15 protein-coding genes and 1 pseudogene are annotated in these 13,506 nt (G+C 73.5%); 5 read left to right on the top strand and 11 right to left on the bottom strand.

The window, feature by feature from the left end; all coding sequences use genetic code 11:
• Positions 1-7: 7 nt before the first annotated feature.
• Together ACZ7JA_RS13495 and ACZ7JA_RS13490 are read right to left on the bottom strand one after the other, a co-directional pair.
• On the bottom strand, positions 8-1,504 hold the full coding sequence (locus ACZ7JA_RS13495) for a cryptochrome/photolyase family protein (protein ID WP_351663258.1): 1,497 nt from the start codon (positions 1,502-1,504) through the stop codon (positions 8-10).
• A 238-nt stretch (positions 1,505-1,742) separates the two neighbouring features.
• The gene (locus tag ACZ7JA_RS13490) at positions 1,743-1,958 is read right to left on the bottom strand and encodes a hypothetical protein (RefSeq protein WP_351663261.1); all 216 of its coding nucleotides are present in this window, start codon (positions 1,956-1,958) and stop codon (positions 1,743-1,745) included.
• 315 nt (positions 1,959-2,273) lie between these two features.
• Between ACZ7JA_RS13490 and ACZ7JA_RS13485 the strand changes: the two genes are divergently transcribed.
• Positions 2,274-3,119 carry an RNA polymerase sigma factor SigF gene (locus ACZ7JA_RS13485; RefSeq protein WP_351663264.1) on the top strand — a complete coding sequence of 282 codons (846 nt, stop codon included), beginning with the start codon at positions 2,274-2,276 and terminating at the stop codon, positions 3,117-3,119.
• A gap of 81 nt (positions 3,120-3,200) precedes the next feature.
• Here ACZ7JA_RS13485 and ACZ7JA_RS13480 read toward each other — a convergent pair.
• From ACZ7JA_RS13480 to ACZ7JA_RS13470, 3 genes and pseudogenes are all read right to left on the bottom strand, one after another.
• Positions 3,201-3,297, bottom strand: a pseudogene (locus ACZ7JA_RS13480).
• 141 nt (positions 3,298-3,438) lie between these two features.
• The gene (locus ACZ7JA_RS13475) at positions 3,439-3,852 is read right to left on the bottom strand and encodes a cytidine/deoxycytidylate deaminase family protein (RefSeq protein ID WP_389447564.1); all 414 of its coding nucleotides are present in this window, start codon (positions 3,850-3,852) and stop codon (positions 3,439-3,441) included.
• A gap of 110 nt (positions 3,853-3,962) precedes the next feature.
• A complete protein-coding gene (locus ACZ7JA_RS13470) occupies positions 3,963-4,694 on the bottom strand; it encodes a dienelactone hydrolase family protein (protein ID WP_351663270.1) in 732 nt (243 codons plus the stop codon).
• A gap of 278 nt (positions 4,695-4,972) precedes the next feature.
• Between ACZ7JA_RS13470 and ACZ7JA_RS13465 the strand changes: the two genes are divergently transcribed.
• Entirely contained in the window at positions 4,973-5,380 is a 408-nt protein-coding gene (locus ACZ7JA_RS13465) for a YciI family protein (RefSeq protein WP_351663273.1), read from the top strand.
• Between the two features lie 8 nt (positions 5,381-5,388).
• A complete protein-coding gene (locus ACZ7JA_RS13460) occupies positions 5,389-6,567 on the top strand; it encodes an RNA polymerase sigma factor (protein ID WP_470808534.1) in 1,179 nt (392 codons plus the stop codon).
• On the opposite strand, the gene ACZ7JA_RS13455 is transcribed toward ACZ7JA_RS13460, so the two are convergent.
• Positions 6,551-6,937 carry a VOC family protein gene (locus tag ACZ7JA_RS13455; protein WP_450745184.1) on the bottom strand — a complete coding sequence of 129 codons (387 nt, stop codon included), beginning with the start codon at positions 6,935-6,937 and terminating at the stop codon, positions 6,551-6,553. The two genes, ACZ7JA_RS13460 and ACZ7JA_RS13455, sit on opposite strands and share 17 nt — an antisense overlap.
• Before the next feature lie 71 nt (positions 6,938-7,008).
• Between ACZ7JA_RS13455 and ACZ7JA_RS13450 the strand changes: the two genes are divergently transcribed.
• A complete protein-coding gene (locus ACZ7JA_RS13450; protein ID WP_470808531.1) occupies positions 7,009-7,959 on the top strand; it encodes a helix-turn-helix transcriptional regulator in 951 nt (316 codons plus the stop codon).
• Between the two features lie 57 nt (positions 7,960-8,016).
• On the opposite strand, the gene ACZ7JA_RS13445 is transcribed toward ACZ7JA_RS13450, so the two are convergent.
• Genes ACZ7JA_RS13445 through ACZ7JA_RS13435 form a run of 3 tightly spaced genes read right to left on the bottom strand, consistent with a single transcriptional unit; the run spans position 8,017 to position 10,287 of the window.
• On the bottom strand, positions 8,017-8,724 hold the full coding sequence (locus tag ACZ7JA_RS13445) for a B3/B4 domain-containing protein (RefSeq protein WP_450745186.1): 708 nt from the start codon (positions 8,722-8,724) through the stop codon (positions 8,017-8,019).
• Positions 8,725-8,769: 45 nt separating this feature from the next.
• On the bottom strand, positions 8,770-9,417 hold the full coding sequence (locus tag ACZ7JA_RS13440) for an FMN-binding negative transcriptional regulator (RefSeq protein WP_450749048.1): 648 nt from the start codon (positions 9,415-9,417) through the stop codon (positions 8,770-8,772).
• A 33-nt stretch (positions 9,418-9,450) separates the two neighbouring features.
• On the bottom strand, positions 9,451-10,287 hold the full coding sequence (locus ACZ7JA_RS13435; RefSeq protein WP_470808120.1) for an EamA family transporter: 837 nt from the start codon (positions 10,285-10,287) through the stop codon (positions 9,451-9,453).
• A 116-nt stretch (positions 10,288-10,403) separates the two neighbouring features.
• Between ACZ7JA_RS13435 and ACZ7JA_RS13430 the strand changes: the two genes are divergently transcribed.
• Positions 10,404-10,988, top strand: a complete 585-nt coding sequence (locus ACZ7JA_RS13430) for a helix-turn-helix domain-containing protein (RefSeq protein WP_389297662.1) — start codon at positions 10,404-10,406, stop codon at positions 10,986-10,988.
• Between the two features lie 31 nt (positions 10,989-11,019).
• Here ACZ7JA_RS13430 and ACZ7JA_RS13425 read toward each other — a convergent pair whose 3' ends face one another.
• Together ACZ7JA_RS13425 and ACZ7JA_RS13420 are read right to left on the bottom strand one after the other, a co-directional pair.
• Entirely contained in the window at positions 11,020-12,231 is a 1,212-nt protein-coding gene (locus tag ACZ7JA_RS13425; protein WP_351663291.1) for a PP2C family protein-serine/threonine phosphatase, read from the bottom strand.
• Positions 12,232-12,337: 106 nt separating this feature from the next.
• Positions 12,338-13,459: an aminotransferase class V-fold PLP-dependent enzyme gene (locus ACZ7JA_RS13420; protein WP_470808119.1), complete on the bottom strand. Its 1,122-nt coding sequence runs from the start codon at positions 13,457-13,459 to the stop codon at positions 12,338-12,340.
• Positions 13,460-13,506 lie beyond the last annotated feature (47 nt).

Raw genomic sequence — 13,506 nt, 5'->3', positions numbered from 1 at the left:
GCCGCGCTCAGGGGGGCGAGTCGCCCCGCGCGCGTTCCTGCCGGCGGACCTCGGCCAGGTCGGCGAGCCGCTCCGACTGCCGTACCGGCTGGGCGATCCGCGGATTGTGGCTGAGCCGTTCCCGGTGCCGGTCCAGGAAGGCCCAGTAGCCGGCGGTGTACGGACAGGCGTGCTCGCCGGTCCGCTCGCCCGGCCGGTAGCGGCACGGCCCGCACAGGTCGCTCATGCGGTTCACGTACGAACCGCCCGAGGTGTACGGCTTGGTCGTCATCCGGCCGCCGTCGGCGTACTGGGACATGCCGACGACGTTGGGCACCATGACCCAGTCGTAGCCGTCCACGAAGCAGCGGTGGAACCAGTCCGTGAGCGCGGCGGGGTCCCAGCCCCGCTGCAGGGCGTGGCTGCCGAGGATCATCAGCCGCGGGATGTGGTGCGTCCACCCCGTGTCCCGAACCTGCGCCAGGACCGTGCTGAGGCAGCGGGCCCCGACCGCGTCCGCGTCCAGCTCGCTCCACCACCGCGGCAACGGCGCCGTGTGGCCGAGGACGTTGGAGTGCCGGTAGTCCTCGCCGAAGTACCAGTAGAGCTGCCACACGTACTCGCGCCAGCCGGCGATCTGCCGGACGAACCCCTCCACGCTGCCGAGCGGCGCCCGCCCGGCGCGCCACTCGGCCTCGGCCCGCTCGACACACTCGGCGGGGTCGAGCAGGCCCAGGTTGAGCGAGGACGACAGCAGGCTGTGGCTCATCACCGGGTCGGCGGCGAGCACGGCGTCCTCGTAGGGCCCGAAGGTGCCGAGCCGGTGGGAGAGGAAGCGCTTCAGGGCGGCTCGCGCCTCGGAGCGGGTCGCGGGGAACGAGCGGGGCCCGTCACGTCCGACGAAGGAGACGTCACCGTCCTTCTCCCAGCGGTCGAGGTCGTGGCGGACCTCCTCGTCGATCTCGTCCTCCCGGGGACGGTAGGGCGCCGGAACCGGAAGGGACGACGCGTCGCGGGGCGGCGGCCGCCGGTTGTCGTGGTCGTAGTTCCAGTGGCCGCCCGCCGGGGTGTCGCCGTCCATCAGCAGGCCGTGTCCGCGGCGCACCCACCGGTAGAAGTCCTCCTGCCGCAGCCGCTTTCCGCCGTGCCCGTCCGCCCACGCGGCGAAGTCGTCCACCGGGACCAGGAAGCCCCGTGCGGGGCCCACGGTGACCTGGGGGAGCGAACGCACCAGCCGGGCGGCGGCGTAGGACGTCGGATGGTGGACGGTGACCGGGCGGTCGCCCGCCGCGCGCCGCAGTCCCTCCCGGTAGGTGTCGGCCCGTACGTACGTCGCCCGGTCGCCGAGTTCGGCGGCCCGGTGGCGCATGGCGGAGAGGACCAGGTGCGCCTTGGCCCGGTGGAAGCGCCGGCGCCGGAACACCGACCGGGCCTCGATCATCAGCAGCGGGGTGTCCCGTCCGGGGCCGCCGTCGCCGGGGCTGAGGAAGTGCGGCCCGAGCTGGTCGCCGAAGAGCCAGTGCACGGCGCCCCCGTTCAGCCGCGGCCGGGCGGATGCGGTGCGTACCGGCCGTCGTCGTGCATGGGCGTCTCCCGTCGTGGGCGTCGGGCGGTGCCGGCCGGTAGCCGCCGGCCGCCTACCGGACACTTTCCGGGGCGTCCGGCCGGCGGATGCGCGGCAGGCGGCACGCCCCTCGAACGGGGTCACCAGTCGGCCCAAGGAGCACGCCCGACGTCATTCGGAGAGGGGACGGCGCGGGAGGTCATCCGGTGGCGGCGAGGGCGAGTGCGGTCACGATGAGGGCGTACGCGGCCACGGTGAAGGCGGTACGGGCCAGGCGCGCCCCGCTCAGCGACCGCCGCGGCACGGGCGGTGCGAAACTGCAACAGGGCTTCGGGGAGCGCCGGACGGGGGTCTCCAGCCAGTAGGAGCCCAGCAGGCGGGAGGTTCCGCTGGTGAAAAGGTGTTCGTCATACACATGCGGGGAAACGGCCGTGCGGCACGGCGGGTTTCGGCGGCGGACGCGGTCGGCACCAGACCGTGATCTCGCATAACCCGGCGGCATCTGCCGGGTCTGTCGGTCATGCGGTCCCCTCCCGCCGGCTCGGGGCAGCGTTCCACGGTCCGACGGCCTGTTCGCGAGCCGGAGGAGATCCATGCCACATTGGCGCGAACGGCAGGCGTGGGCTCAGGATGAGGGGGTACGCGCTGCGTCATCGACCGCGCCGCCGGCCACTGGGAAGCAGTGGCGGGAAAGACAGCAGTGACGGTCCGGGATTTCGGGAGGGGAAGCATGACGTCCACGAGCACGGTGGCGACAGGTACGCGGACGGCGGAGCTGCCGGAGGTCGCCGACCCCTCCCGGGTGGCCCCCAAGGACGCCCGTGAGCTGTCCAAGCTGTTCTTCCATCAGCTGGCGGTGCTGGAGGAGGGCACGCACGAGTACCAGTACGCCCGCAACACGCTGATCGAGATGAACATGTCCCTGGTCCGCTTCGCGGCCGGCCGGTTCCGCAGCCGGGGCGCGGAGGAGATGGAGGACATCGTCCAGGTCGGCATGATCGGCCTGATCAAGGCGATCGACCGGTTCGAGCTCTCGCGGGAGGCGGAGTTCACCTCCTTCGCCATCCCCTACATCGTCGGCGAGATCAAGCGGTTCTTCCGCGACACCACCTGGGCCGTGCACGTGCCCCGGCGCCTGCAGGAGGCCCGGGTCCAGCTCGCCCGCGCGACGGAGGAGCTGCAGAGCCGCCTGGGCCGCATGCCGTCGGCCAGGGAACTGGCGGAGCTGATGAGCCTGTCCGAGGAAGAGGTCCGCGAGGCCCGGCTGGCCGCGAACGGCTACAACTCCTCCTCCCTCGACGCCACGATCAACGGCAGCGCGGACGGTGAGGCCGCGCTGGAGGACTTCATCGGCACCGAGGACGCCGCTCTCGGCCTGGTCGAGGACTTCCACGCCCTGGCGCCGCTGATCGCCGGGCTCGGCGAGCGGGACCGGCAGATCATCCACATGCGGTTCGTCGAGGAGCTGACCCAGGCCCAGATCGGCGAGCGCCTGGGCGTCTCGCAGATGCACGTCTCGCGTCTGCTCTCCCGCACCCTCGCCCGCCTGCGCGAGGGCATGCTCACCAACCACTGACACCCCGCCGCGCGGATGGAGGCCCGTCACCTTCGTGACGGGCCTCCATCGTGTCCGGTTCCGCCGGACGACCGCGCACTGCGGAGAGGGCAGGATTCGAACCTGCGTGGACCTCCGAGGAGGCCCGACCGTGAGGCGAGCTCGCTGGTCCCCGATCAACCACTCCGGGCACCTCTCCCTTGACCGGCCGGGGTGTTCTCCCGTGCCGTTCACGAGTACGAGACTGCCGGAGAACGCTGACGCGCGTCTGACGCGTGCCTGACCGGACCTTCACCGACGGCGCGCGGTACGGGCCGTTCCCGCCCGGCGCCGCACCGGTTCACCCGGCGTCGAGCTGGTGGTCGGCCCAGACGTAGCTCTCCGGCAGCAGATCCCGGACGGCGACCGCCCGGAGGCCGTCACCGCTGCCGACGACGACCCGGAGCGCGGGGAAGTAGTCGAGCAGGACCTGACGGCAGCGGCCGCACGGAGGAACCACCCCCCGGTCCCGGTCGCCGACGGCCACCATGGTCTCCAGCTCGTACGCGCCCTGGGCGGCCGCCGCGCCGATGACGACCAGCTCGGCGCAGGGGCCGCCGGTGAAGTGGTAGGCGTTCACCGCGGTGACGATCCGGCCGTCGCGGGCCCGGGCCGCGGCCGCCATGGTGTGGTTGTCGCCCCGGCACCGCGTGGCGGCGACATGGGCCGCCGCCTCGACGAGTTCGTGGTCCACGGGGTGGGCTTGCGTGGTCATCTGCTCCGCCTTCTTCGGGTGTCAGCCGACACTGACCCCTGAGCGGGAACCACGCAAGCCGATACCGCCGGTGTGCCCGGTCCACCGCGCACACCGTCGCCCCGTCGGCGTCAGTTCAGGTGCCGGCCGAAGAACCGCAGGGAGCCGTCCAGTTCGAACGCCGGGAGGTCCCCGTGCTTGCCGGGGTTGGCGTGCAGCGTCTTCTCCGCCGACGCCAGGGCGTCGTACAGCGCCAGACTCGCCGCCCGCGGCACGCGCTCGTCGTCCCACTGCAGCAGGAACTCCACCGGAACGGTGATCCGCGAGGCTGCCTCCGCCGACGCCGAGCCACCGCCCAGGCCCAGGACCGCCGCACGGACCCGGGGCTCGGCGGCGACGAAGGGGACCCCGAGCCCGCAGCCCAGCGACACACCCCAGTAGCCCACCGGCCCGCGGCCGACGTCGGGGAGGGCCTGGACCGCGTCCAGCGCCGCCCGCCATTCCGGCACGGTCTGACGGGCCACGAGCGCGTGGAACTCGGCGATCAGCGGGCCCGGGTCCTCACCGGCCTCGACACGCGCCTGGTTCCGGGTCGCGAGCCGGTCGTACTCCGGGTGCGTGGGCCGGTCACCATGGCCGGGCACGTCGACCGCCACCACGGCATAGCCGCCTTCGGTCACGAAGCGGTGCGCGAGGGCCATGGTGTCGGGGGCCTTCTTGTGCCGGCCGCCGCCGTGACCGACCAGGACGAGGGGACGAGTGCCCGTGGCTCCTTCGGGCGTCCACAGCACGCCCGGAATCTCGTCGAGGTGGAAGAGTCGTTCGGTGACGCCGGCGGAGGACGTCTCGGAAGTGAAGCGCATGGCGTTGGCCTTTCGGAATGCCTACGCGGGCACTCCCCGGACCGTGCGAGCGAGGGAGTCCCGACCTGTCGAAGCGTTGATCGGTCTCACCTCCTCGGTTCGCAGCGGCGCACGACGGCGTCGAACTTAGCACGGAGTGCGGAAAGGACGTGCGGAAAAGACCTGCGGAAAAGAAGGTGGGAAAAACTCTCGCCCGACGTGTCGAGAACCCGTGGCCGGCTCCGTCCCCGTGGTGAAGGCGGCCACAATGGGCCGCACCAGTACGGAGGAGTCCCACGATGGCGAAGTACCTGCTGCTCAAGCACTACCGAGGCGCTCCGGCAGCCGTCAACGACGTGCCGATGGACCAGTGGACGCCGCAGGAGATCTCCGCGCACATGCGGTACATGCGCGACTTCGCGGCCCGGCTCGAAGGGACCGGGGAGTTCGTCGACGGCCAGGCGCTCGCGCCCGAGGGGATGTGGGTCCGCTACGACGGCGAGGGCCGGCCGCCGGTCACCGACGGCCCGTTCGCCGAGACCAAGGACCTCATCGCCGGCTGGATGGTGATCGACGTCGACAGCCGCGAGCGCGCCGTCGAGCTGGCCGGGGAACTGTCGGCCGCGCCCGGCGCGGGCGGGAAGCCGATCCACGAGTGGCTCGAGGTGCGTCCCTTCCTGGCCGCGCCGCCCACCATCACGGAGTGACCCGGCTGATGGACGAGGCGCTGCTGAGAAGCCTCATCCCGGGCGTCATCGCCGTCCTCGTCCGCCGCGGAGCCGACTTCGCGGCGGCCGAGGACGCCGTCCAGGACGCACTGGTCGAGGCGGTGCGGGCATGGCCGGCCGACCCGCCGAGGGACGCCAAGGGCTGGCTGGTCACCGTGGCCTGGCGCCGGTTCCTCGACGCGACGCGGGCGGACGCCGCCCGCCGGCGGCGGGAGGACCGGGTCGACGAGGAGCCGCCGCCCGGGCCGGCGCCGGAGGCGGACGACACGCTCCGGCTGTACTTCCTGTGCGCCCACCCCTCGCTGTCGCCGGCGTCGGCGGTCGCGCTCACGCTGCGCGCCGTCGGCGGACTGACCACCCGCCAGATCGCCGAGGCCTACCTGGTGCCCGAGGCGACCATGGCGCAGCGCATCAGCAGGGCCAAACGCACCCTCCGCGGCGCGGGGTTCGACCGGCCCGGCGACGTCACCACCGTGCTGCGCGTCCTCTACCTGGTCTTCAACGAGGGCTACTCGGGCGACGTCGACCTCGCCGCCGAGGCCATCCGCCTCACCCGGCAGCTCGCGGCCCGGATCGACCACCCCGAAGTGGCGGGGCTGCTCGCCCTCATGCTGCTCCACCACGCCCGGCGAGCGGCCCGTACCGCGCCCGACGGCAGCCTGGTCCCGCTCGCCGAGCAGGACCGCGGCCGGTGGGACACCGCGTCGATCGCCGAGGGCGTCGACGTCCTGCAGGCCGCCCTCGCCCGAGACCGCCTGGGCGAGTTCCAGGCCCAGGCCGCGATCGCGGCGCTGCACGCCGACGCGCCCACCGCCCGGGAGACCGACTGGGTGCAGATTGTCGAGTGGTACGACGAACTCGCGAAACTGACCGACAGCCCGGTCGTCCGGCTCAACCGCGCCGTCGCCGTGGGCGAGGCCGACGGACCGCGCGCCGGGCTCGCGGCGCTCGCGGCCCTGGACGACTCGCTGCCCCGGTACACCGCGGTGGCGGCCTACCTGCACGAGCGCGACGGCGACCTGGCGAGGGCGGCACGGCTGTACGCCGAGGCGGCCCGGAAGGCCCCCGACCTGGCCGAGCGCGACCACCTCACCCGCCAGGCCGCGCGGCTCAACACCGGCGGTGACGCAGGCGGGTCACCGGGGCGGGTCAGACCAGGGTCGTGATGCAGAACGGGTGACCGGCCGGGTCCAGCAGCACCCGCCAGCGTTCGGGCTGCGGCTGGAAGGCGGGCTTGGTCGCGCCCAGGTCGAGCAGTCGCTTCTCGGCGATGTCCAGGTCGTCCACGCCGAGTTCGATGTGGGCCTGCTTCTCCTGGGCGGGGTCCGGCCAGGTGGGCGGGCGGTAGCCGGCCAGACGGTTGAAGCCGAGCCCGGTCGCCCCCTCCCGGCCGAGCAGGACGAAGTCGTCGCTGGAGTAGAGGATCGACATGCCGAGCGACTCGCCGTAGAAGCGGGCCATCTCGGCGGGGTCGGCGCAGTCGAAGGTGACGGCGGCGTAGCGGAACGCGGGTGCGGAAGCGGTGTCCTGTGTCATGGGGGGAACGCTAGGCCGTGACCCGGACAGTTCCGGTCCTGGTCATGGCACGCTGTGGGAAACTTCCCCGGGTGATCGGCTCCTCCGCCCGCCTGCTGCGGCTGCTGTCCCTGCTGTCCTCCCGGCCGTCCTGGACCTGCGCCGAACTGGCCGGGCGCATGGAGGTCACGGACCGCACGGTCCGCCGGGACGTCGCCCGGCTGCGCGAACTGGGCTACACCGTCGACTCCGAGGCCGGCCCCTGGGGCGGCTACCGCCTCCGAGCCGGTTCCCGGGTGCCGCCGCTGATCCTCGACGACGAGGAGGCGCTGGCCGTGGCGGCCGGTCTGCGGGAGGCCGCGCAGAGCGACGCCATGGGCGGCGATCAGGCCGCGCTGTCCGCCCTGCTGAAGCTGCGCCAGGTGCTGCCCCGGCGGATCGCGGAGCGGCTCGGCGACCTGGACGACGCCTTCGTCAGCCTTCCCACGGCCGACGGGCCGCGGATCGCCACGGGCCTGCTGCTGGAGTTGGCGGTCGCCTGCCGGCGAGGTGAGCGGGCCCGGCTGTCGTACGTCGACGCGGAGGGGCGGGCGACGCTCCGCGACGTCGACCCGTACCGTCTGGTGTGCGCCGGGCGCCGCTGGTACTTCGTGGCCCGGGACGTGGCGCGCGGCGAGTGGCGGACGTTCCGGGCGGACCGGGTCGACCGGCTGCAGCCCACCGGACGTCCGGCGGACCTCACCGACCCGCCCGACCCGGCACGACTGGTCTCCCGCAACATCGCGAACGGTCCCTACCCGGTCACGGCGACCGTCCGGCTCCCGCTGCCGCTGGACGAGGCGCTGCGGCTCGTCCCCGCGACGGTCGGCACCCACCGCCCCGACGGCCCCGGGGCGACCCTGGTCGACATAGGCGGCCCCGACCCGGACGGCCTCGTCCGCCATCTCCTCGGCCTCGGCACACCGCTGCGGGTCCTCGCGCCACAGTCCGTGCGGGAGGCGCTGCTGCACCGCACCCGCACGCTCCTGGAGGCTCAGCAGTGAAGGGCCCTCCTCGGCACCGAGGGGGAAGGAGGCTCCGCCTCTTGGCCGAACACGGCATCAGACCTCGACGACGGGCTGAGCGGGGCTGAAGTGGTGGACCGCGGTCCGGTCGGCGTGCGGGACGAGGAGGCCCTGCAGTTCGTCGGCCGCGACCTTCAGGAGGTGGCCGTCACGGGTGGCGTGCAGGGTCTCCAGGACGAAGGCGACCCGGCTGGAGTCCTCGGTGACCCGGGTCCGGTGGGCGTCGCGGTGGTTCCAGTGGCGGGTCAGGACGCCGGTGGCGTCGGCGTAGACGATCTCGCCGGGCCTGGGGTTCTCGACGGTGCCGGGTTCGCCGAGCGGGGTGAACTCCTCGTTGCCGTCCGCGTGCCGGATGTCGACCTCGCCGGTCACGTGGTCGAGGTCGAAGGCGCCGGCGGGCAGGCCGTGGCGGACGGAGACGACGTTGTAGGAGTCGACGGCCGGGTTGACGCGCGGCAGGCCGCCCTTCTTGGCGAGCCGCCGGCCGAGGGCGTCGACGCTCGGCCGGATGCGGCGCGGGTTGGTGCCGAAGGAGCGGTAGGCGGTGTGCCAGGCGACGATGCGGGGGTCCTGCTCGTCGGCGGGCCGCCAGGCGCCGTCGGCGAGTTGCCGCTCCAGGTCCTCCAGGGCGGCGGAGGTGTCGGGCCAGGGCTCGCGGCCGTGCAGACCGGTGGCGGTGACCACGGCGATGAGGGTGTCGGGGAAGGCGTCGGCGACGGCGGGGCTGATGCGGAAGACGGTCATGGGCGGCGTCCTGTCTCGTGCGCGTGTGCGGAGGGTGTCTTGGAATCAGGGCCGCCAGGGGCCGATGCGGTCCAGGCGGCGCAACTGCTGCCGTGCGGTGGGCACGTCGAGGCCCTGTCCGCGCTCGGCCAGGTGACCGGCGACCGCCGTGCGGTGCTCCACGTTCTTGTGGTCGTCGTACTTGAACTTGGCCCGCACCTCGACGACTTCCAGCTCCAGACCGCGGATGCCGGGCAGCATCCGTCCGTAGGGCGGGCGGTCGGCGTCGATCGGCGCGTGGTCGCCGTCGGGCTGGAAGTGCGCCATCTGACGGCGCAGCAGCTCGGCCTTGGCCTCGGGGTCGTCGATGACGTGTGCGCGGCAGGAGAACTGCACGGCCGCGTAGTAGCTGGTGGGCACGCCGTCGGTGGGCGGAGTGCCGGGCCTGGCGCGCCAGGGTCCGGGGACGAAGGCGTAGTCGCCGAAGACGGTGAAGGTGACGTTCGGGTCGTGCTCGACGGCCTCCCACACCGGGTTGGCTCTGGCGAGGTGTATCAGCAGCCGGCCGTCGCCGGTGGTGAAGTGGGTGGGGACGACGGCCGGCGGGCGGCCGGGCAGCCCGTTGACGCTGAGCTGGCCGAAGTCGTGGCCGTCGGCGATCCAGGTCTGCCATTCGGCGTCGTCCAGACAGGCGTCCCAGGGCTGGATGAACATGCGGTTCTCCTTGCGAGGGGGAAGGGCGGTGGTTCAGGTGAGGGCGAGGAGGCCGACGGCGACGGCGGCGGTGCCCAGCCCGAGGAGCTGAGCGCGGTGGATGCGTTCGGCGAGCACGCCGCGGGCGAGCAGGACCGTGCCGGCCGGGTACAGCGCGGTCGTCACGGCGACGACGGTGAGGTCCCCGCCGCGTACGGCGAGCAGGAACAGCAGGTTCGCGAGCGAGTCCAGTACGCCTGCGGCGGCGGACATCGCGTACGCGGGCTTCTCCGCGCCGAGTCTGCGGCGCAGCACCCCGGCCGCCCCCAGGATGACGGCCGAGGCCACCGCCCGGCCCGCGATCAGCGGGGCCACGCCGCTGTCCGCGGGCGCCTGGTGCAGGAAGACGAGCTGGAGCGCGATGGCGGCGCCCGCGCCGAACGCCGACAGCAGTGCCGTACGGGAGATACGCGCGGAGCGGGCGCCGGGTCCGGCGCTCACGAGGACGACCGCGACGAGCGCGAGCGGCAGCCCGATCAGCCCGGCGACCGTGAGGTGTTCGCCCTGGAGCAGCCCCACGGTGACCGGGAGCGCGGCGGACACCAGTGCGGTGACCGGCGACAGCACGTTCATCGGACCGATCGCCAGCGTCCTGTACAGCAGCGCGAAAGCGGCGGCCGAGGCGACTCCCGAGGCCGCTCCCCAGGCGAGGGCGCCGGTGCCGAACGAGGCGCCGAGGACCGGCCACAGCAGCAGCTCCACCGCCAGGGAGGCCGGGGCGGCGACCATGACGGTGCGCAGCACATGGGCCTTCCGGGCGCCGAGGCCGCCGAGGAAGTCGGCGCAGCCGTAGGCGAGGGAGCTGCCCAGGGCAAGCAGCAGAGCGATCACGGTACATCCCTTACTATCAATGGAACGACTGAACCGTACAACGAACCGACCGGGCAGTGTCAACCAAACGACCGGACGGTGCATTCCAGTGGACCACTGGCAAGGATGGTGAACGGATGGCGGAGACCGAGGCGGCCCTGCGGACGCTTGCGCAGAACGTCCGGGCGGCGCGCACCCGCGCGGGGCTCTCGCTGGACGAACTCGGCCGGCGCGCGCAGGTGAGCAAGGGCGCCCTGGTCGCGCTGGAGAAGGCGCAGGGCAACCCGAACTTCGCCACCCTCGTACGGCTGGCCGACACCCTGGGCGTCTCCGTGTCCGCCCTCATGGAGGGCCGTGCCGAGGGACGCGTACGCGTCGTGTCCGAGGACGCGCTCACTCCGCTGTGGACCGGTCCTCGGGGCAGCGAGGCCAGGCTGATGTTGACCACCGCGGGCCCCGCCCCGGTCGAGGTCTGGCGCTGGAACCTGGAGCCGGGCGAGGAGTACCCCAGCCACCCGCACCAGGCCGGGGTCGTGGAGACCGTCAGTGTCACCGCCGGACGGATGACACTGATCGTCGACGGCGCCGAGCATCCCGTGGAAGCCGGGCAGACCGCCACCTTCGACGGGGACACCGCCCACACCTACCGCGGCTCGGGCACCGGGACCTGCCGTCTGATCATGACCGTGCACATTCCTCCTGGCCCCGGCTCCCCCGCCTGACCGGGGCTGCCACGGCGCCCGGACCGCGCCGTCAGCGGACGTCGGCGTTGGAGCCGCCGCTGGTGGTGCGCAGTCCCGACCGGCTGCCGTGCCAGTCCAGCACCAGGGTGGTGGCGTCGTCCGCCAGCGTCCCGCCGCAGGCGTCGATGACCGCCGTGGTCAGGGCCCTGACCACCTCGCGGGGGTGCTCGTCGGCGGTGTCCCCGATGAGGGCGGGCAGATCGACCGCGGCGGCCTGGCGATCCTGCATGCCGTCGGTGAGCAGCACCAGGCGGTCACCGGGCTCGAGCTGGAACCGCTGCACCTCGTAGGCGACCGGCGCGGGCACCCCGAACGGCAGGTTGATCTTGAGGGGCAGCTGCTCGACCCGGCCGCCCCGCAGCCGCAGCGGCCAGGGGTGGCCGGCGTTCACCAGCTCGCAGGCGCCCGACTCCAGCTCGACGCGGAGCAACTGGCCGGTGGTCATGCCGCGGGTGTTGGCGGTGATCGCGTCGTGCGCGGCATAAGCCTGCTCGAGGAGGCCGCGGTCGCCGCGGCGGGCCCCGCGCAGGGCGTTGACGGTCAGGGTCGCCAGCAGCGCCGAAGCGGTGTCGTGCCCCATCGCGTCCGTGATCGACATATGGAGAACGTCCTGGTCCAGGGCGTAGTCGTAGGTGTCGCCGCCGACGTCGTCGGCCGGTGCGAGACCGCCCGCCAGGGTGAAGTAGGCCGCCTCGCAGCAGGCCGCCGAGGGCAGGAGCTGGTGCTGGATCTCCGCCGCCAGACTCATCGTGGTGGTGCGCCGCCCCGAGTGGTAGAGGTCGGTGAAGCGCCGGTCGGTCACCACGATGTACGCCAGCGCGTGCGCCGCCTGCGTCACCGCGTCGCGGACCGTCTCGTCCAGGCAGGGCACCACCATCTCCAGCACGCCGACGCAGTCGCCCCGGTTCGTCACCGGGGCCACCAATCGGTGGCCGCCCCCGCCGTCCTCCTCCTGGTGCAGGCACTGGGAGCGCAGCACCCGGTCGTAGACGCTGCCCGCCAGTCTCATCCTCTCCGGCTCGCCGCGGGACTCGGCCGCCGTACCGGCCCTGGGCAGCCGGACGGCTTCCCGGCCGAGCATGTCGACGAGTAGAAAGGACACCTGTGCCGCCGAGAACCGCTTCTCCAGGTTCCGGGCCACCACGTCCACGGACTCCACCGGGGCGGCGTCCTCCGCCGCCCGCAGCACCTCGTCCAGGCCCAAGCCGTCATCGCCGAACATGCACACCTCCCCGTTCCTCCATTGCGGGTTCCCCGCAGCCCGGCCCGGATGCCCCGGGGGCACGGCCTCGCTGGCCCGTGCGCCCCCGCGGCCGGGCCGGCCGGTGTCACGAACGCCGGCCGGGCAGTGCGCGGAGCGCGGCGGCGAGCCGCTCCGACGCCTCGGGCGGGGTGGAGGCGTGCGGGGAGAGCCGGAGCGAGTCCTCCCGCACGGTCAGCGCGACGTCCTCGGCGTGCAGCGCCTTCGCGACGTGCGACGGATCGTGCTCCGGCATCGTGAAGGAGAGGATGCCCGCGCGCCGGGCGGGGTCGGCGGGGGACAGGACCCGGCCCCGGTGCCGCCGGATCACCTCGGTGAGTTCGTCGATCCGCTCGGCGACGGCCGCCTCGATCGCCCTGACCGTGTGCCGTTCGACGAGGTCCAGCGCGGCGGCGAACGCGGCCGCCGTCACGGGACTGAGATTCGTGATGGACCACCGCTGCGCGGACAGCGCGGGCGGGTGCTCCGCGCCGTCGAACACGCCGACGTCGCGCACACCCGTCCAGCCGGTCAGCACCGGCTCCAGCATCCCCAGGGCGCGGTCGGACAGGGTCGCGAAACCCGTGGCCCAGCCGGCCCGCAGCCACTTCTGGCCGCCCGCGACCACCACGTCGGCCGCCTCCCAGGCCATCTCGGCCACGCCGAACGCCTGGATGGCGTCCACGACGAGCAGCCGGCCGGGCCCGATCGCCTCGCGCAGCGCCGCCAGGTCGGCGCGGAAACCGGTGCGGAAGTCGACGGCGCTGACGGACACCGCGACCACGTCGTCGGTGAGCGCGCCGCGGACCAGCTCGGCGGTGACCCCTTCGCCGGGGCCCGGTTCCAGCCAGCGAGGTGTGGCCCGGCCCAGCCCGGCGGTGCGCCGCCACGGGTAGTGGTTCGCCGGGAAGTCGCCGCGCGACACGAGGACCACGCCCTCCCGGACGCCCAGAGCGGCGTGGAACAGACCGGTGGACGCGTTGGGCAGCAGCACGGTGTGCTCGGCGTCGGTCCCCGCCAGACGGGCGGCGGCCTCGCGTGCCGTCTCCTCCGCGCGCATCAGGTCGTCCACGGTGGTGTGGCCCGCGTGCGCGGCCTCGGTCATGGCGTGCGCGGTGGCGGCCACGGCGTCGCGCGAGGGCGGACCGAACCGAGCGAAGTCGAGGTACCCGGCAGGGGTGTCGAAGTGGGCGGCGTAGGAGGTGAGCACGGGAACCTTTCACGGCGGGACCGGCGGGACCGGCGGGACCGGCGGCA

The organism is Streptomyces sp. NPDC038135 (assembly GCF_055601245.1).
The sequence above is the reverse complement of the archived record's forward strand: the minus strand, read 5'-3'. Positions and strand labels throughout refer to the sequence as shown.

Coding starts and splice junctions, on each gene's coding strand:
- ACZ7JA_RS13485 (WP_351663264.1), top strand. CDS start 2,274: ATGACGTCCACGAGCACGGTGGCGACAGGTACGCGGACGGCGGAGCTG.
- ACZ7JA_RS13475 (WP_389447564.1), bottom strand. CDS start 3,852: ATGACCACGCAAGCCCACCCCGTGGACCACGAACTCGTCGAGGCGGCG.
- ACZ7JA_RS13470 (WP_351663270.1), bottom strand. CDS start 4,694: ATGCGCTTCACTTCCGAGACGTCCTCCGCCGGCGTCACCGAACGACTC.
- ACZ7JA_RS13465 (WP_351663273.1), top strand. CDS start 4,973: ATGGCGAAGTACCTGCTGCTCAAGCACTACCGAGGCGCTCCGGCAGCC.
- ACZ7JA_RS13460 (WP_470808534.1), top strand. CDS start 5,389: ATGGACGAGGCGCTGCTGAGAAGCCTCATCCCGGGCGTCATCGCCGTC.
- ACZ7JA_RS13455 (WP_450745184.1), bottom strand. CDS start 6,937: ATGACACAGGACACCGCTTCCGCACCCGCGTTCCGCTACGCCGCCGTC.
- ACZ7JA_RS13445 (WP_450745186.1), bottom strand. CDS start 8,724: ATGACCGTCTTCCGCATCAGCCCCGCCGTCGCCGACGCCTTCCCCGAC.
- ACZ7JA_RS13440 (WP_450749048.1), bottom strand. CDS start 9,417: ATGTTCATCCAGCCCTGGGACGCCTGTCTGGACGACGCCGAATGGCAG.
- ACZ7JA_RS13430 (WP_389297662.1), top strand. CDS start 10,404: ATGGCGGAGACCGAGGCGGCCCTGCGGACGCTTGCGCAGAACGTCCGG.
- ACZ7JA_RS13425 (WP_351663291.1), bottom strand. CDS start 12,231: ATGTTCGGCGATGACGGCTTGGGCCTGGACGAGGTGCTGCGGGCGGCG.